This window comes from Serratia liquefaciens ATCC 27592, assembly GCF_000422085.1.
Classification (GTDB): domain Bacteria; phylum Pseudomonadota; class Gammaproteobacteria; order Enterobacterales; family Enterobacteriaceae; genus Serratia; species Serratia liquefaciens.
Genome location: NC_021741.1, coordinates 4,672,790 through 4,690,478, shown reverse-complemented (window position 1 = coordinate 4,690,478; position 17,689 = coordinate 4,672,790). Strand labels below are relative to the sequence as shown.

14 protein-coding genes are annotated in these 17,689 nt (G+C 56.2%); 8 read left to right on the top strand and 6 right to left on the bottom strand.

Annotated features, from left to right (window positions below; translation table 11 throughout):
- Positions 1-157 precede the first annotated feature (157 nt).
- The 6 genes from accC to acuI all read right to left on the bottom strand — a co-directional run bounded on the left by accC (position 158) and on the right by acuI (position 5,538).
- Positions 158-1,507 carry an acetyl-CoA carboxylase biotin carboxylase subunit gene (gene accC, locus M495_RS21820; protein ID WP_020832086.1) on the bottom strand — a complete coding sequence of 450 codons (1,350 nt, stop codon included), beginning with the start codon at positions 1,505-1,507 and terminating at the stop codon, positions 158-160.
- A 10-nt stretch (positions 1,508-1,517) separates the two neighbouring features.
- The gene (gene accB, locus M495_RS21815; protein WP_020832085.1) at positions 1,518-1,982 is read right to left on the bottom strand and encodes an acetyl-CoA carboxylase biotin carboxyl carrier protein; all 465 of its coding nucleotides are present in this window, start codon (positions 1,980-1,982) and stop codon (positions 1,518-1,520) included.
- Positions 1,983-2,013: 31 nt separating this feature from the next.
- Positions 2,014-2,466, bottom strand: a complete 453-nt coding sequence (gene aroQ, locus M495_RS21810; protein ID WP_020832079.1) for a type II 3-dehydroquinate dehydratase — start codon at positions 2,464-2,466, stop codon at positions 2,014-2,016.
- A gap of 241 nt (positions 2,467-2,707) precedes the next feature.
- Positions 2,708-3,307: a protein-methionine-sulfoxide reductase heme-binding subunit MsrQ gene (msrQ, locus tag M495_RS21805; protein ID WP_020832077.1), complete on the bottom strand. Its 600-nt coding sequence runs from the start codon at positions 3,305-3,307 to the stop codon at positions 2,708-2,710.
- Positions 3,308-4,309, bottom strand: a complete 1,002-nt coding sequence (gene msrP / locus M495_RS21800) for a protein-methionine-sulfoxide reductase catalytic subunit MsrP (RefSeq protein ID WP_041415723.1) — start codon at positions 4,307-4,309, stop codon at positions 3,308-3,310.
- Between the two features lie 251 nt (positions 4,310-4,560).
- Positions 4,561-5,538 (bottom strand): acrylyl-CoA reductase (NADPH), encoded by a 978-nt coding sequence (gene acuI, locus M495_RS21795; protein ID WP_020832074.1) that lies wholly within the window; start codon positions 5,536-5,538, stop codon positions 4,561-4,563.
- A gap of 296 nt (positions 5,539-5,834) precedes the next feature.
- On the opposite strand from acuI, the gene csrD reads away from it, so the two are divergent.
- From csrD to nit1, 8 genes are all read left to right on the top strand, one after another.
- The gene (gene csrD, locus M495_RS21790; protein WP_020832072.1) at positions 5,835-7,766 is read left to right on the top strand and encodes an RNase E specificity factor CsrD; all 1,932 of its coding nucleotides are present in this window, start codon (positions 5,835-5,837) and stop codon (positions 7,764-7,766) included.
- 412 nt (positions 7,767-8,178) lie between these two features.
- Positions 8,179-9,222 carry a rod shape-determining protein MreB gene (gene mreB / locus M495_RS21785; protein ID WP_012147106.1) on the top strand — a complete coding sequence of 348 codons (1,044 nt, stop codon included), beginning with the start codon at positions 8,179-8,181 and terminating at the stop codon, positions 9,220-9,222.
- A 94-nt stretch (positions 9,223-9,316) separates the two neighbouring features.
- Positions 9,317-10,318 (top strand): rod shape-determining protein MreC, encoded by a 1,002-nt coding sequence (gene mreC / locus M495_RS21780; protein ID WP_041415027.1) that lies wholly within the window; start codon positions 9,317-9,319, stop codon positions 10,316-10,318.
- Positions 10,315-10,803: a rod shape-determining protein MreD gene (mreD, locus tag M495_RS21775; protein ID WP_012147104.1), complete on the top strand. Its 489-nt coding sequence runs from the start codon at positions 10,315-10,317 to the stop codon at positions 10,801-10,803. The genes mreC and mreD overlap by 4 nt, the downstream gene beginning before the upstream one ends.
- A gap of 10 nt (positions 10,804-10,813) precedes the next feature.
- Positions 10,814-11,398 carry a Maf family protein gene (locus M495_RS21770; RefSeq protein WP_020832069.1) on the top strand — a complete coding sequence of 195 codons (585 nt, stop codon included), beginning with the start codon at positions 10,814-10,816 and terminating at the stop codon, positions 11,396-11,398.
- Between the two features lie 38 nt (positions 11,399-11,436).
- Positions 11,437-12,906: a ribonuclease G gene (rng, locus tag M495_RS21765; RefSeq protein ID WP_020832068.1), complete on the top strand. Its 1,470-nt coding sequence runs from the start codon at positions 11,437-11,439 to the stop codon at positions 12,904-12,906.
- A gap of 105 nt (positions 12,907-13,011) precedes the next feature.
- Positions 13,012-16,827 (top strand): AsmA2 domain-containing protein YhdP, encoded by a 3,816-nt coding sequence (gene yhdP, locus M495_RS21760; RefSeq protein ID WP_041415025.1) that lies wholly within the window; start codon positions 13,012-13,014, stop codon positions 16,825-16,827.
- Entirely contained in the window at positions 16,824-17,684 is an 861-nt protein-coding gene (gene nit1, locus M495_RS21755) for a deaminated glutathione amidase (protein WP_020832065.1), read from the top strand. Before yhdP ends, nit1 begins: the two co-directional genes overlap by 4 nt.
- Positions 17,685-17,689 lie beyond the last annotated feature (5 nt).

The following is a 17,689-nucleotide window of genomic DNA, read 5'->3' as shown; positions in this document are numbered from 1 at the left end:
GCTCATCGGGATGCGCTCCTTTGCCGCCTTGATGCAACTCCAATTATTTAGGGTATACAACTATTATGGATTTGATCATCCATTGAGTGACCCAAAGCAGTAAAGAAAAAGGCCGGTGATTAACCGGCCTTCTGTCAGGCGATGCGAATAGCCTGCCTTAGGTTTCCTGCAGACCGAGCTTTTTCTCCAGATAGTGGATGTTGGTGCCACCGTGCTGGAAGTTTTCGTCGCTCATGATCCGCTGTTGCAGTTCAACGTTGGTTTTGATGCCATCGATGATCAGCTCAGCCAGGGCGTTCTTCATGCGGGCAATCGCCACGTCACGGTTTTCACCGTAGGTGATCAGTTTGCCGATCATGGAATCATAGTACGGCGGTACGGTATAACCGGCGTAAATATGAGATTCCCAACGCACGCCGAAACCGCCTGGCGCATGGAAACGGGTGATCTTGCCTGGGCTAGGCAGGAAGGTGTTCGGGTCTTCGGCGTTGATACGGCATTCCACCGCGTGGCCGTGAACCTTCACTTCTTCCTGTTTGATCGACAAAGGCTGACCGGCAGCGATACGCAGCTGCTCTTTGATCAGATCCACGCCGGTGATCATCTCGGTAACCGGATGCTCAACCTGAATACGGGTGTTCATTTCGATGAAATAGAACTCGCCGTTTTCATACAGGAACTCGAAAGTGCCCGCGCCGCGGTAACCGATTTCCACACAGGCCTTCGAGCAGCGCTCGCCGATATAACGGCGCATTTCGCTGGTGATGCCCGGTGCCGGAGCCTCTTCAACCACTTTCTGGTGGCGGCGCTGCATGGAGCAGTCGCGCTCGGCCAGATAGATGGCGTTACCCTGACCGTCCGCCAACACCTGAATTTCGATATGGCGTGGGTTTTCCAGGTATTTTTCCATGTAAACCATGTCGTTGTTGAAAGCCGCTTTGGCCTCCGCCTTGGTCATGGAAATGGATTGCTCGAGGTCTTTGTCGCTGCGCACTACGCGCATGCCACGACCGCCGCCGCCGCCGGATGCCTTGATGATAACCGGGTAGCCGATGCGCTTGGCGAAGGCACGGTTTTTATCCATGTCGTCGGTCAGCGGGCCATCAGAGCCAGGTACGCAAGGCACGCCAGCTTTCTTCATGGCATTGATGGCAGAAACCTTGTCGCCCATCAGGCGGATAGTTTCGGCTCTCGGCCCAATGAAGATAAAGCCGGAGCGTTCGATCTGCTCGGCGAAATCGGCGTTTTCAGACAGGAAGCCGTAGCCCGGGTGGATCGCCACTGCGCCGGTGATTTCAGCCGCAGAGATGATTGCCGGGATATTCAGGTAACTTTTTACCGATGGCGCAGGACCGATACACACGGTCTCGTCAGCCAGCAGTACGTGTTTCAGATCGCGATCGGCTGTCGAGTGCACGGCAACGGTTTTGATGCCCAGCTCTTTACAAGCACGCAGGATACGAAGCGCGATCTCGCCACGGTTGGCGATAACAATTTTATCAAGCATGTTCGCCTCGTTATTCGATGACGACCAGTGGCTCGTCAAATTCTACCGGTTGGCCGTTCTCTACCAGGATGGCTTTCACCACGCCGGATTTGTCCGCTTCGATCTGGTTCATCATTTTCATTGCTTCAACGATGCACAGAGTGTCGCCGGCGTTCACTTTCTGGCCGACTTCGATGAAGGCTTTCGCATCCGGGCTTGGCGTGCGGTAGAAAGTACCGACCATTGGGGAACGAACGACGTGGCCACTCATGGCCGCTGGTGCTGCAGGCGTTTCGGCTGGCGCGCTGGCAACGGCGGTAGCCAGTGCTGGCTGCGGCTGTGCCGGCATTGCGTATGCCTGTGGCATCATTGGGTAAGCCTGCGCTGGAGCAGCGCGGCTGATGCGAACTGACTCTTCGCCTTCAGAAATTTCCAGTTCAGAAATACCTGATTCTTCAACCAGTTCGATCAGTTTCTTGATTTTACGAATATCCATGAGTGTGATTCCGTACTCTTTTGCGTAGCAATTAGTGGGTTTTCGACAGACGGTTAACCGCTGCCTGTAAAGCAAATGTGTAGCCATCCGCGCCGAGGCCGCAAATCACGCCTACCGCAATATCGGAGAGGTAAGAGTGATGGCGGAAAGGCTCTCGGGCATGCACGTTGGAGAGGTGGATCTCGATAAACGGGATCTGCACCGCCAGCAATGCATCACGCAGCGCCACGCTGGTATGCGTGAACGCGGCAGGGTTAATCAGAATAAAATCTGTGTTGCCGCGCGCCTGATGTATGCGGTCGATCAGCGCATGTTCGGCGTTAGACTGCAGATGGCTCAGGGTAATATCCAGTGCGGATGCCTGGTTTTCCAATCCGTTAACAATCTCTGTTAACGTCGTGCTGCCGTACTTCTCCGGCTCACGCGTCCCCAGCAGATTCAGATTGGGGCCGTTCAGAAGCAAAATGTGAAACTTATCCGCCATTGTGCTGGTATCTCCGGCAATAAAACCATCATCGTAGAAAATAACCCGACGTCACAGATTTGTCACCTGTTAAGGGGAAAATTCACCCTGAGAACAGGAACAAGGTCGGGCATTATAACGATATCGTAGCAATTCGCAGCTAAATACTGGTCTTATCAGCGAAGATATTCAACCCTAAATCAGTAAACTGGCCAGGGCGATATTGCATTATGAGGGGTAGAACACAGAAAAGTTCCGGCTTTTAACGCCACCAATTGCGGAATTTCTTGTATCGCAGCGCCAGTAGCGCGACGGCCAGCAGAGCATAAATGAAGGGCTGCGGCGAAAAGGTTTTTACCGACCACAGGTAGTGAATCGGTGCCAGGATCGCCACCAGATAGACCAGATTATGCAACGTCTGCCATTTGGCCCCCAGTTTACGCATCGCCCACAGCGTGGAGGTTGCGGCCAGCGCCAGCAGGATCAGCCAACTGACAATGCCGAGCGTCAGGTAAGGGCGGGTGACCAGTTCACGCCCCAGCAGGCCGATATTGCTCAGCCCCAGCTCCAGCGTCGAATAGCTTATCAGATGCAGCGTGCCCCAGGCAAAACACCATAGTCCCACCAGACGACGACAGCGAATCAGCAGCGGTTGCCGGGCATAGCGCGCCAGTGGCGCAATCATCAAGGTCGCCAGCAACAGTTTCAACGTCATTCTGCCGGTAAAGTGTTGAATGTCTTTGGCCGGATCGGCGCTGAACCAACCCTGGTCCACCGACAGCACCAGCCAGAGAAAAGGCAGGAATGCCGCCAGATAAATGGCGACCTTAATCCACTTGATATGAGCCGGAGTTAAACGCACCTAAAAATTCTCCCTTAGATCCAGGCCGCGGTACAGCGACGCTACCTGTTCGCCATAGCCGTTAAACAGCAGCGTGGGTTGGCGTTTAACGTCCAGGATGCCGCCGGAGCCGATAAAGCGTTCGGTGGCCTGTGACCAGCGTGGATGATCGACGTTCGGGTTTACGTTGGCATAGAAACCGTACTCATTCGGCGCAGATTCATTCCAGGTGGTGGGCGGTTGATCGCGCACCAAACGGATATGGACGATCGACTTAATGCCTTTAAAGCCGTATTTCCAGGGGGTGATCAACCGCAGCGGCGCACCGTTTTGCGGCGGCAGCGTTTTGCCGTATACGCCGACGGTCAGCAGGGCCAACGGGTTCATGGCCTCATCGAGACGCAGCCCTTCAACATAAGGGTATTTCAGCCCGCCGCCGATAAAACGATCCTTCTGGCCCGGCATCTGCTCCGGATCGTACAGCGTTTGGAAAGCGACGTAGCGGGCATTGCTGTTCGGCTCCGCCAGCTTGATCAACTTACCCAGCTCAAAGCCAATCCAGGGCACGACCATCGACCAGGCCTCCACGCAGCGCATACGGTAGATGCGTTGTTCCAGCGGGAAGCGTTTGATCAAGTCATCGATGTCCAACGTGATCGGTTTGGCGACCTCGCCGTCGATACGCACTTTCCAGCCTTCGGTTTTCAGGCCGCCGGCATTCGCGGCAGGATCGGCTTTATCCAGACCGAATTCGTAGAAGTTGTTGTAACCGGTGACTTTGTCTTCCGGCGTCATGGCCAGTTGCGCCTGCCAGGCCGCAGGCTTGCTGAATGCCAGCGGTTTGCCGGCGGGGGCCTTGGGCCGATCGTTGCCTTTGAACCATGACAGCAAATCGGCCTGCGCATTAAGCGGCAAGGCCAGCGACGCGGCGGTGATACCCAACGCCTGCAGCACTTTGCGCCGCTGATGGAACACGCTCTCGGGCGTGACATCGGCTTCGGTCAATTTAGGGGGCTTTCTCATGGTGTTTTCTCCGCGTTTCATCCCCGCCGCCTTTCAGGTGCGGGTACTCAAACCTGCTCCCGTCAGAGTGACTGTAGGGGGTAGCCTTCTGAGCCCGATTAACGCGGACGCAGCATGCAACGCCCCTACAGTATGCTGGGGTATCTGTGTTGTAAGCATGGCGTGAAATCAGGCCATATGCGAGAGGGCGCGGGAAAATATGAAATTTCGCAGGCGAATGTTCCCCCCGTTGCCGGGGGGCGACTTAAGCTTTAGCGGATTTTAACCAGAGTGCGACCTGTCACTTGATGATTCAGCAGCGCGGCGGCGGTGGCCGGTGCCTGTTCCAAAGTGATTTCCTGGGTGGCCTGTTGGTAGAAACTGTCCGGCAAAATACCGGCTAGCCGTTCCCAGGCGGTTTGGCGGCGATGCAGTGGCGTATGCACCGAGTCCACGCCCTGCAGGCGAACGTTGCGCAGGATAAACGGCATCACCGTGGTGGGCAGGTGATAGCCACCGGCCAGGCCACAGGCGGCGACCGTGCCGTTATAATTCATCTGTGCCAGGACTCGCGCCAGCAGCGTGTCGCCAACGGTATCGACCGCCCCGGCCCAGAGTTGCTTTTCCAGCGGACGCGGGGCTTCCAGGTAGCCGTCGCGCGACAGGACTTCTTTGGCGCCCAGCGCTTTCAGATATTCGGTATTGCTCTCGCGGCCGCTGATGGCGGTGACGTGATAGCCCAACGCCGCCAGAATGGCGATGGCTGTGCTGCCCACGCCGCCGCTGGCACCGGTAACCAGAATATCGCCGTCATCCGGGTGTACGCCGCCTTCTTCCAGCGCCATCACGCACAGCATGGCGGTAAAGCCGGCGGTACCCAGGATCATCGCTTTGCGTTCATCCAGCCCGTTTGGCAAGGGCACCAGCCATTCGCCTGAGACTCGTGCCTGTTCGGCCAGGCCACCCCAGTGGTTTTCACCCACGCCCCAACCGGTAAGCACCACGCTTTGGCCCTCTTTAAAACGATCGTCGCGGCTCTCGCGTACCGTACCGGCGAAATCGATGCCTGGCACCATCGGGAAGTTACGCACGATCTTGCCTTTGCCGGTGATCGCCAACGCATCTTTATAGTTGAGGCTGGACCAGTTGACGTCTACCAGGACATCGCCGCCGGGCAGCAGATCGCTGCTGATATCCTTGATGTGAGCCAGAGTTTGATCGTCTTGTTGTTCCAATAACAGTGCACGCATGTCACTCTTCCTCTTGTTTGCATTTTTGCCATAGATGGCTGAATCAGATTTAATTGACTATATGCATATAAGAAATTTATGTCCTGATAAAAGGCAAAAAATGGCGATTGAAGGTTTTCTTCGTTGCCGAGGCTTGGTAGCTTGGATTGTGTGCACCGCCAACGGGTCTCGCCAGAGCGAGGCTCGTTATTAATTAAAAAAATCAGGGTATTGTGTTGGATTCATTTGAGCGGATTCGGGGCCTTTATACTTGCAAAGGTGAAAACTCACGTAACCATATCGGACAAGGCACAGGGATGCGATTCACCACCAAACTCTCTGCATTGATCACTTTGCTTGTTGCTTTGGCGATGTTTTTGATGCTGATGGGCTGCTCATACAGCTTCTTTTACGTCACTCAGGATCGTCTGGAACGCCGCTTCGAGTCGCTGATGACCTCGCTCGATCAGGCGATGCTGCATGAGTCCCCAGAGGAACAGAAACGCTGGTTGCCGCTGGTAATGCGCCCCCTGGGCATTGTGGCGGTCAGCGTGGATACCAGCCACAGCAATCTCCTCTCTTATAAATTGCAGACGCTGAAGCTGCCCTGGGAATCGCTTAATGGCTACCGGCAGGTGGCTCTGCCGTTGATGCAGCATCCCGGCGCTTCACTGCATATCACTTATGTTGATCCCTTCGCCAGCGACGTACGCTCGTTGCAATCTACCGCCGCCGTGACGCTTTCGATCGTTGTGATGGTGGTGATCTTGCTGTTTAGCCTGCGCTGGCTGCGCGATCAGGCCGACGGAGAGGATCGGCTGGAACGCCGCGCACGGCGCATTCTTAACGGTGAAAGAGAGAGCGTGATGCAGGGCGATATGCGCGAATGGCCAGCAAACGTAAGCGGCGCGTTAGATCGTTTACTGGCGGATTTAGCGGAAGCGCGCGAGGAGCGCAGCCGGGTCGATACCTTGATCCGCGCCTTTGCCGCTCAGGACGCGAAAACCGGCCTCAACAACCGCTTGTTCTTCGACAACCAACTGACCACTCAACTGGAAGAAGAGGGCTCGCACGGTATTGTGATGATGGTGCGACTGCCCGATTTTGACACGCTGCGGGAAATTCACGGCAACGGCGCGGTGCAGGAACTGATGTACTCGCTGGTCAATCTGTTGTCGACCTTCGTGATGCGTTATCCGGCGGCGCTGCTGGCGCGTTATTTCCACAGCGACTTCACCGTCCTGCTGCCGCACCGTACGCTGAAAGAGGCGGACGGCATTGCTTCACAGCTGGTCCACGCGATTGACGCCTTGCCTTCAACGGCGCTTATCGATCGTGAAGCATTCCTGCACATTGGCATCGTGGCGTACCGCAGCGGACAAACCACCGAACAGGTGATCGATTACGCGGAGCAGGCAACGCGCCATGCTACGTTGCAAGGCGAAAACGGCTGGTATGTTTATGACAGCCAGGTGCCGGAAAAAGGGCGCGGCAGCGTCAAGTGGCGCACCCTGCTGGAACAGGTGCTGGCGCGGGGAGGCCCGCGTTTGTATCAGAAACCGGCGGTGACGGTAGAAGGGGAAGTGCATCACCGTGAGATCATGAGCCGGATCTACGATGGCACCCAGGAACTGCTGCCATCGGAGTATATGCCTCTGGTGCGGCAGTTAGGGCTGGCGGAAAGCTACGATCGTCAACATCTGAGCCGTATTCTTCCTTTACTGACGCTGTGGCCCGAAGAGACATTGGCCTTTACGCTGAGCGTAGACTCACTGTTGCAGCGTAGTTTCCAGCGTTGGCTGCGTGATAGCCTGTTACAGTGTGAAAAAAGTCATCGTCGGCGAATTCTGATTGAACTTGCAGAGGCAGACGTGTGTCAACATATCGACCGTTTACGTCCGGTACTGAAGTTACTGTCAGGGCTGGGCTGTCGTCTGGCGGTGTCCCAGGCCGGGTTAACCGTGGTAAGTACCTCCTATATCAAGTCCTTACCGGTGGAGTTGGTTAAGCTCCATCCGGGTCTGGTGCGGAGTATTGATAAGCGTGATGAAAATCAGCTGTTCGTTCAAAGCCTGACCGGCGCCTGTGAAGGCACCAGCACTCAGGTTTTCGCCGCCAGCGTGCGGACGCGTAATGAGTGGCAGACGCTGAAAGAGCGGGGGATCCTCGGTGGACAGGGCGACTTTTTCGCGTCGCCGGAACCGATAGACGTCGGGCGTAAAAAATATTCGCGTCGTTATCGTGTTTAACCTGAATACCGAACAAAAATTAACGTAGAATGAGCGCCAATTCATCTGGGCTTTTTTCTCTGTCATTTTGGGATAACCCCCAAACTGCCTGCGACAATGACGCCTATTTGATATAGGCTCTTGTCAGTCCTTTTCTGTTGAACGTTGGTAGGTGCTTACCACCAGCGGCAATCAGGGAATATGTTAGATTTTATGAGCTGTGTTACGCCGTTTCGTGCGCTGACAGGGTGGTAAACTGAGCCTTTGTTCAGGGAATTCAGGCCTCATCCAATTTCCGTGCATTCGAGCAGAAACAATACAGACTATTTTTCACCGAAGTAGAACGTTTTTGCGCCTTGTCGCTGCTTCGTGTGGTTGGTAAAGTAGGCGGATTTTATTTTCCGCCCCCAGCTTGCAGGATTATCCTTTAGTTATGTTTAAGAAATTTCGTGGCATGTTTTCCAATGACTTGTCCATCGACTTGGGTACCGCCAATACCCTGATTTATGTTAAAGGGCAAGGCATTGTACTGAACGAACCGTCGGTGGTTGCCATTCGCCAGGATCGTGCCGGTTCACCCAAGAGCGTTGCGGCCGTGGGTCATGAGGCTAAACAAATGCTGGGGCGTACGCCCGGCAACATCGCGGCTATTCGTCCGATGAAAGACGGCGTGATCGCCGATTTCTTCGTGACCGAAAAAATGCTGCAGCACTTTATTAAACAGGTTCACAGCAACAGCTTCATGCGGCCAAGCCCGCGCGTGCTGGTGTGTGTGCCGGTTGGCGCAACTCAAGTTGAGCGCCGCGCCATCCGCGAATCTGCCCAAGGGGCCGGTGCGCGTGAGGTGTTTCTGATTGAAGAACCTATGGCTGCCGCAATCGGTGCCGGCCTGCCGGTTTCTGAAGCGACAGGTTCCATGGTGGTGGATATCGGTGGCGGTACCACTGAAGTGGCCGTGATCTCACTGAACGGTGTGGTCTACTCTTCTTCTGTACGTATCGGTGGTGACCGTTTCGACGAAGCTATCATTAATTACGTGCGTCGTAACTACGGCTCACTGATCGGTGAAGCGACTGCCGAACGTATCAAGCATGGCATCGGTTCCGCTTATCCGGGCGATGAAGTGCATGAAATCGAAGTTCGCGGCCGTAACCTGGCTGAGGGCGTGCCACGTGGCTTTACCCTGAATTCCAATGAAATCCTTGAAGCGCTGCAGGAGCCGTTGACCGGCATCGTCAGTGCGGTGATGGTGGCGCTGGAGCAGTGTCCGCCAGAGCTGGCTTCAGACATTTCCGAACGCGGCATGGTGTTGACCGGCGGTGGCGCATTGCTGCGCAACCTGGATCGCCTGCTGATGGAAGAAACCGGCATTCCGGTGGTCGTGGCAGAAGATCCGCTGACCTGTGTAGCCCGCGGCGGTGGCAAGGCGTTGGAAATGATCGACATGCATGGCGGCGATTTGTTCAGCGAAGAATAGTCAGCCCCAAGAAGGAGGAATCGTATCGGGTGAATGCGCAAAGCGAAAATCAGGTACGGTTCCTCTTTCTGTTGTCGAGGAACACGCATAATTTATGAAGCCGATTTTTAGCAGGGGGCCTTCCCTGCAACTACGACTTTTTTTGGCGGTGATCGTGGCCATTGGCCTGATCGTTGCCGATAGCCGTCTCGGTACGTTCGTGAAAATACGTAACTACATGGACACGGCCGTCAGCCCTTTCTATTTTTTGGCCAATGGGCCACGTAAAGTTTTGGACAGCGTTTCAGAAACGCTGGCTACCCGCCAACAGCTGGAGCTGGAAAACCGGGCTCTGCGGCAGGAACTGCTGCTGAAAAACAGCGATATTCTTCTTCTTGGCCAATTCAAGCAGGAAAACGCCCGCTTGCGTGAGCTGTTAGGCTCGCCGCTGCGCCAGGACGAACACAAAATGGTCACCCAGGTGATCTCGACCGGCTCGGATCCTTACAGCGATCAGGTAGTGATCGACAAAGGATCGGATAACGGCGTTTATGAAGGCCAGCCGGTCATCAGTGATAAAGGCGTAGTGGGCCAGGTGGTGGCGGTGGCTAAAGTCACCAGCCGCGTGTTGCTGATCTGCGATGCTTCACATGCGCTGCCAATTCAGGTGCTGCGCAACGATATCCGGGTGATCGCCGCAGGCAGCGGTTGTGCCGACGATTTACAGCTTGAACATCTGCCGAACAATACCGATATCCGCGTGGGTGATGTGCTGGTCACATCCGGCCTTGGTGGTCGCTTCCCTGAAGGCTATCCGGTGGCGGTGGTGTCCTCGGTCAAAGTGGATAATCAGCGCGCCTATACCGTGATTCAGGCTCGACCAACCGCAGGGTTACAGCGCTTGCGCTATCTGCTGCTGCTGTGGGGGGCCGATCGTAACGGCGACATGCCGTTGCCGCCCGATGAAGTTCATCGCGTTGCCAATGAGCGTCTGATGCAGATGATGCCGCAGGTTCTGCCGCCGGCTGATGCGGTGGGGCCGCAACTGCCTCTGCCTGCTCCGGCAACCGGGGCCGCGGTACAAACCGCCGCTCCTGCTGCGGGAGTCACGCAATGAATCGTTACCGCAGCAACGGGCGCTGGATAATCTGGCTGTCATTCCTGGTGGCGCTGGTGCTGCAAATCATGCCGTGGCCGGAACAGATCTACATGTTCCGTCCCTCCTGGCTGGCTTTGATCCTGATCTACTGGGTGATGGCGCTGCCTCATCGGGTTAACGTCGGCACCGGCTTCGTGCTGGGGCTGATTATGGATCTGATCCTCGGTTCCACGCTGGGCGTACGCGCGCTGGCGTTAGGTATTATTGCCTATCTTGTGGCGTTCAAATTCCAACTGTTCCGCAATATGGCGCTCTGGCAACAGGCGCTGATCGTCGTGCTGCTGTCACTGGCGATGGACGTTGTGGTGTTCTGGGCCGAGTTTTTAGTGATCAACGTTTCTTTCCGCCCAGAGGTGTTCTGGAGTAGTGTGGTAAACGGCATCCTTTGGCCATGGTTGTTCCTGTTGATGCGAAAAATTCGCCGTCAGTTCGCCGTTCAGTAAGGGTATAACAATGACTTCGCTTTATCTGGCCTCCGGCTCTCCCCGTCGACATGAATTACTGACCCTGTTGGGCGTCCCCTTTGAAGTTATCCTGACGGATACCGAAGAGCAGCGGCAGGAAGGGGAATCCGCGGAAGCCTATGTGCGCCGTCTGGCGCAGGATAAGGCCAAAGCCGGCGTGGCGCTGGCACCGCAGGCGTGGCCGGTGCTGGGTGCCGATACCATTGTGGTGCTCAATGGCCGGGTGTTGGAAAAACCTCAGGACGAGACGCACGCGGCACAAATGCTGGCGGCGCTGTCGGGTAAACAGCATCAAGTGATGACTGCGGTGGCGATCGCCGATCGCCATGACGTTCTGTGCCAACTGGTGGTGACGGACGTGACATTCCGCAACCTGTCACAGCAGGATATCTGCGACTATATTGCTACGGGCGAGCCGATGGATAAAGCGGGCGCCTACGGAATTCAAGGAAAGGGTGGTTGTTTCGTCAGAACGATAACCGGGAGTTATCATGCGGTGATGGGCCTGCCGTTAGTCGAAACACATGAGCTGCTCAGTAATTTTGTCGCATTACGTGATGTAAGAACCGGTTGATGGGCGCTGCCATTATCGACCGGCTCTGAGGAGAAGGCATGACAGCTGAGCTACTGGTTAATATCACACCGTCTGAAACGCGGGTTGCCTATATTGATGGCGGCATCCTGCAAGAGATCCATATCGAACGCGAATCCAAGCGCGGCATCGTCGGCAATATTTATAAAGGGCGCGTAAGCCGCGTGTTGCCGGGCATGCAGGCGGCATTCGTCGATATCGGCCTGGATAAAGCGGCCTTCCTGCACGCTTCCGATATCATGCCGCACACGGAATGTGTCGCCGGCGATGAGCAGAAAAATTTCCACGTGCGTGACATTGCCGAACTGGTGCGCCAGGGGCAGGATCTGATGGTCCAGGTGGTGAAAGATCCTCTCGGCACCAAGGGCGCACGCCTGACCACCGATATCACTTTGCCTTCGCGTTACCTGGTGTTTATGCCGGGGGCGGCGCACGTTGGCGTTTCGCAGCGTATAGAAAGTGAAGCCGAGCGCGATCGCCTGAAAAAAGCGGTGGCCGGTTACTGTGATGAGCTGGGCGGCTTTATCATCCGCACCGCGGCTGAAGGCATTGGCGAAGAAGAGTTGGCGCAGGACGCCGCTTTCCTCAAACGCCTGTGGACCAAGGTGATGGAGCGTAAAAAACGCAACCAGACAAAATACAAATTATACGGTGAGCTGGCGTTGGCGCAGCGCATTTTGCGTGACTTCGCCGGCGCGGCGCTGGACCGGATCCGCGTGGATTCCCGCCTGACCCACGACCTGCTGGTGGAGTTTACCGGTGAGTACATCCCGGATATCACCGCCAAGCTGGAGCTGTACACCGGCAGCCAGCCAATCTTCGATCTGTACGACGTCGAAAACGAGATACAGCGTGCGCTGGAGCGCAAGGTCGAGCTGAAGTCCGGCGGTTATCTGATCATCGATCAGACCGAGGCGATGACGACCGTGGATATCAATACCGGCGCCTTTGTCGGCCACCGCAATCTCGACGAAACCATCTTCAACACCAATATCGAAGCGACCCAGGCCATTGCCCGCCAACTGCGGCTGCGCAACTTGGGCGGCATTATCATCATTGACTTCATTGACATGAACAATGAGGAGCACCGTCGCCGGGTGTTGCATTCGTTGGAGCTGGCGCTGAGTAAAGATCGGGTAAAAACCACGATCAACGGCTTCTCTCAGCTAGGCTTAGTGGAAATGACGCGTAAACGTACACGGGAAAGCATTGAACATGTGCTGTGTAACGATTGTCCTACCTGTCAGGGACGCGGCACGGTGAAAACAGTGGAAACCGTGTGCTACGAAATTTTGCGTGAAATTGTGCGCGTGCACCATGCTTATGATTCAGATCGTTTCCTGGTTTACGCCTCTGCGGCGGTGGGTGAGGCGCTGAAAAGCGAAGAGTCCCATGCGCTGGCCGAAGTGGAAATCTTTGTGGGCAAGCAGGTGAAGGTACAAATCGAACCTTTATACAGCCAGGAACAATTTGACGTTGTCATGATGTAGTTCGCCCGTTGGTGGCTAAAGTCAGACATGAGTGGGGCTCAGCATACTGAGCCCCATCGTGCATAGATATTCCCGTTGCCAGGCAGCGGAAGCAAGGAGAACTGCGTGAGGCGACTGCCTGGGATTTTGTTAGCTACAGGCGCCACTCTGATTGTCATCGTGGCGTTGCTGATCAGCGGGCTGCGTCTGGCGCTGCCTGAACTGAACAACTATCGCCCTCAATTGCTGGCAAAGGTTGAAAGCCTCTCCGGCGTGCCCGTACAGGTCGATTTCATCCAGGGCAGTTGGGAAACTTTTGGCCCACAGCTTGAAATGCGCAACGTGCGCGCCACGCTGCCCAAAAGCAATCTGAAGATTGAACGCGTGACCTTGGCGCTGGACGTGTGGCAATCGCTGCTGCATTTACGCTGGCAGTTCCGCGATCTTACCTTTCACCAACTCCAGTTCGATCTTAACACCACTCTGGGCGGCGATGAGCACCAGGGTAGCACCATCGAACCGGGTAAAATCACCGATTTGCTGCTGCATCAGCTGGATCATTTCGACCTGCGCGACAGCCGCATCTCATTCCTGACGCCCGCCGGCGCGCGTGCCGAATTCGAAATCCCGCAGTTGACCTGGCTGAACGGCCGCGATCGTCACCGGGCAGAAGGGCAGATCAGCCTGTCGACGCTGAACGGACAGCATGGCGTGGTGCAACTGCGCATGGATCTGCGTGATAACCAAGGGCTATTGAATACCGGCACTGTCTATATGCAGGCCGACAATATCGATATGAAGCCCTGGTTCACCCGTTGGCTGCGTGCCAATACCGGGCTGGAAAGCGCAGACTTCAGTCTGGCGGCCTGGCTGCAGATCCAAAATGGTGAAATCGCCACCGGCAGTGCATTACTGAAACAGGGGGCGGCCAACTGGAACGTGGGGACTCAAGCTCATCGGCTCGACGTGGACAACCTGGCGCTGACGCTCAGCCGTCAGGGTACCGGCTGGCAGGTGGACGTTCCGCAGTTGAACCTGGCCACCGACGGTCAGGCCTGGCCACAGGGTAAGCTGTCTGCGCTGTGGTTGCCGGAAAACACCGAGTTCCTGGGCCCAGGGCAAACCGAAGAGCTTCGCGTGCGCGCCACTGACATTCAGCTTGAGCGCCTGGCCGCGCTACTGCCGACCTTCTCTTTCCTCAGCCCGGACGTGTTGGATCGCTGGAACGATCTGCAGCCGCAAGGCAAGGTCAACGCGCTGGCGTTGGATATCCCGCTGAAACAACCGGAAAAAACGCGTTTCCAGGCCCTCTGGCAGGACGTCAGCTGGCAGCACTGGAAACTGTTGCCCGGCGTGAATCACTTCTCCGGCGCACTGAGTGGCGGTGTGGAAAATGGTCGTCTGCAGCTTGATCTCAATAACAGCACCTTGCCGTATGGCGATATGTTCCAGGCACCTCTGGAAATCAGCAGCGCGCGGGGGGCTCTGACCTGGCAGAACAATGACCAGGGCTGGGAACTGGCGAGCCAAAACCTGGATGTGAAAGCCAAATCGCTGTGGGTTAACGGTGACTTCCGCTATCAGCAGCCGGCCAAAGGCGACCCGTGGCTGAATATTCTGGCAGGTATCCGTCTGTACGATGGCGCGGACGCCTGGCGCTACTTCCCTGAGCCCCTGATGGGCAAGCATCTGGTGGATTACCTCAGCGGCGCCATCCAGGGTGGGCAGGTGGATAACGCCACGCTGATCTACAACGGCGATCCGCAGCATTTCCCGTACCGCAAAAACGAAGGTCAGTTTGAGGTGTTTGTCCCGCTGCGTCATTCCACCTTCCAGTTCCAACCGGATTGGCCGGCGTTGACCGATCTGGCTATCGATCTCGACTTCGCCAATGAGGGGCTGTGGATGAATGCTCCGCAAACCAAATTGGGTAAAGTCGATGGCAAAAATGTCAGTGCCGTCATTCCGGACTACCTGAAAGAGCGTTTGTTGGTGGATGCCGAGGTCGCGGGCCAGGGGGGGGAGATCCATGACTATTTCAAACAGACTCCGCTGCACGATTCATTGGGCTCGGCCCTGGACGAACTGCAGATTGGTGGTAATGTCAGTGGGCGCTTACACCTCGATATTCCCTTGAACGGCGAGCTGGTGCGCGCCACCGGTGAAGTTGCACTGAACAATAACTCACTGTTGGTGAAGCCTATCGACAGTGAGCTGCAAAAGGTCAGCGGCAAGTTCCGTTTTGATAACGGCAACCTGAGCAGCGATACCCTGTCTGCCAATTGGTTTGGACAGCCGGTGGCGGTGGATTTCAACACTCAGGAAGGGAAAAACGATTACAAGGTCAACGTTGGCCTGAAAGCTGACTGGCAGCCGGGCAAATTCCCTGGCATCCCGCAGGAAGTGAGCGATGCACTGAGCGGCAGCGCCCCTTGGCAAGGCCAAGTGGCTATTGTCTTGCCTCATCAGGGCGCGGCCAGCTATGACATTGGCGTTGATGCGGACCTTAAGAAAGTAAGTAGTCACTTACCTTCGCCATTAGATAAACCGGCGGGTGAGCCATTGCCGCTGAGCGTAAAAGTGAAAGGTGGCCTGAATGGATTCATGCTGACCGGCAGTGCTGGCAAACAAAACAAATTCAACAGCGAATGGACCTTCGCCAAACAGCAGGTCACGCTGGCACGGGCGGCCTGGCAAACCGCTGGTAGTGGAACCCCACCGTTACCGAACGGAAAATCGCTGACGCTGAACCTGCCGCCGCTGGACGGTGAGAAATGGCTGGGCCTGATGGCACCGGCGCTGAAACAAAGTGGCGGTATGGGCAAGGTGGGCGGATTTAACTTCCCGACCACCGTCGCACTAAAAACGCCACAGCTGCTGCTAGGCGGTCAGGCGTGGCATAAGTTGACGCTGTCGGCAGAGAAGCAGCTGGGGGCCACGCTGGTCAGCGCCAAGGGCGATGAGGTTGATGGCAGTTTACGGGTGGCGGACCGGGGGCCGTGGCGCGCCGATATCAATTATCTCTATTACAACCCGCAGTTTGACGCCGCTAAGAGCACTCCGACGGCGACCGCAGCTGCGCAGGTGGCCGCAGACAAGGTTTCCTTCCGCGACTGGCCGTCGCTGATGCTGCGCTGTAAGTCGTGCTGGGTGATGGGGCAGAACCTCGGCAAGGTTGAGGCGGATTTAACCAATCAGGGGGATACCCTCCTGCTGACGCACGGGTTAGTCGATACCGGCAAAGGGCGCATGACCGCCAGCGGTTTATGGAAACAGAATGCCCAGGAAGAGCGCAGCTCGCTGAAAGGTAAACTGCTGGGTGCCAAAATTGATGAAACTGCGGCTTTCTTTGGCATCACCACGCCGCTGAAAGGTGCACCTTATGACGTCGATTTCGATCTCTACTGGCGCGGCCAGCCGTGGAAACCGCAGTTGAACACCTTGAGTGGCGCGCTGAAAATTAATATGGGCAAGGGCGAAATCGACAGCATGGGCGGCGGTCGTGCCGGCCAGCTGTTGCGTCTGGTGAGCTTCGATGCCCTGTTACGCAAGCTACAGTTCGATTTCAGCGATACCTTCGGCAAAGGCTTCTACTTTGACTCCATCCGCAGCACCTCGTGGTTGAAAGATGGCATAATGCATACCGATAACCTTTTGGTTGACGGGCTGGCAGCGGATATTGCCATGAGCGGGCAAATTGACCTGGCGCGTCGGCAGATTGATATGGAAGCGGTGGTGGCGCCGGAAATTTCAGCCACCGTCGGCGTGGCGACGGCATTCGTGATTAACCCGATTGTCGGTGCTGCGGTGTTTGCCGCGTCCAAAGTGCTGGGGCCGCTGTGGAACAAGATTTCGCTGATTCGTTACCATATCGGCGGCAGCCTGGATCAGCCGAAGATCAATGAGGTGTTGCGTAAGCCAAAGGAGGATAAGGCGTCATGAGAAATGCTAACGTTGCGTTGTTACAGTTGTGCAGTGGCGATCGGGTGCGTGACAACCTGGCCCAGATTGAACAGCAGATTAAGCAGCTCAATGCCGGGGTAAAACTGGTAATGACGCCGGAGAATGCGCTGCTGTTCGCCAACTCTGCGGCCTATCGTGAGCATGCGGAGCAACAGGGCGACGGGCCGTTGCAAAACGCGGTGCGTGAAATGGCGCGACGCTATGGCGTGTGGTTGCTGGTCGGTTCCATGCCGCTGGTCAGCCGCGAAAATCCTGCGCTTATCACTACCAGCAGCCTGCTGTTTGACGATCAGGGCGAGATCCGGGCGCGTTACGACAAGCTGCACATGTTCGACGTGGACATTAACGACTCCCACGGCCATTATCGTGAGTCAGACACCTATCAACATGGCCAACAGCTCACGGTAGTGGATACCCCGGTCGGTCGGCTTGGCATGACCATCTGCTACGATTTGCGCTTCCCGGCGCTGTTCCAGGCGTTGCGAGCGCAGGGCGCTGAACTGATTTCCGTGCCTGCAGCCTTTACCCGCGTGACCGGTGAAGCGCACTGGGAAATACTGCTGCGCGCAAGGGCGATTGAAAACCAGTGTGTGATCCTGGCGCCGGCGCAGGTCGGCAGCCATGGCCCGACTCGCCGCACCTGGGGCCACTCGCTGGCGGTAGACGGTTGGGGCAAGGTGCTGGCCGAAAACGCGGATGCGGTCTCGGCGTTGAAAGTGCGGGTTGACACTACCGGCCTCAAAACGATTCGTGAGCAGATGCCGGTGTTGCAACACAACAGATTCCAGATGTCGCTGACGGCGCCGTTTGAAAAAAACTCCTCCATTAAAGAGTGAAAAAA

Excerpts from the sequence above, each read along its gene's own strand:
- accC (WP_020832086.1), bottom strand. The coding sequence starts at position 1,507 with ATGCTTGATAAAATTGTTATCGCCAACCGTGGCGAGATCGCGCTTCGT.
- mreD (WP_012147104.1), top strand. The coding sequence starts at position 10,315 with ATGAATCGTTACCGCAGCAACGGGCGCTGGATAATCTGGCTGTCATTC.
- rng (WP_020832068.1), top strand. The coding sequence starts at position 11,437 with ATGACAGCTGAGCTACTGGTTAATATCACACCGTCTGAAACGCGGGTT.
- msrP (WP_041415723.1), bottom strand. The coding sequence starts at position 4,309 with ATGAGAAAGCCCCCTAAATTGACCGAAGCCGATGTCACGCCCGAGAGC.
- accB (WP_020832085.1), bottom strand. The coding sequence starts at position 1,982 with ATGGATATTCGTAAAATCAAGAAACTGATCGAACTGGTTGAAGAATCA.
- mreC (WP_041415027.1), top strand. The coding sequence starts at position 9,317 with ATGAAGCCGATTTTTAGCAGGGGGCCTTCCCTGCAACTACGACTTTTT.
- csrD (WP_020832072.1), top strand. The coding sequence starts at position 5,835 with ATGCGATTCACCACCAAACTCTCTGCATTGATCACTTTGCTTGTTGCT.
- acuI (WP_020832074.1), bottom strand. The coding sequence starts at position 5,538 with ATGCGTGCACTGTTATTGGAACAACAAGACGATCAAACTCTGGCTCAC.
- aroQ (WP_020832079.1), bottom strand. The coding sequence starts at position 2,466 with ATGGCGGATAAGTTTCACATTTTGCTTCTGAACGGCCCCAATCTGAAT.
- mreB (WP_012147106.1), top strand. The coding sequence starts at position 8,179 with ATGTTTAAGAAATTTCGTGGCATGTTTTCCAATGACTTGTCCATCGAC.
- M495_RS21770 (WP_020832069.1), top strand. The coding sequence starts at position 10,814 with ATGACTTCGCTTTATCTGGCCTCCGGCTCTCCCCGTCGACATGAATTA.
- nit1 (WP_020832065.1), top strand. The coding sequence starts at position 16,824 with ATGAGAAATGCTAACGTTGCGTTGTTACAGTTGTGCAGTGGCGATCGG.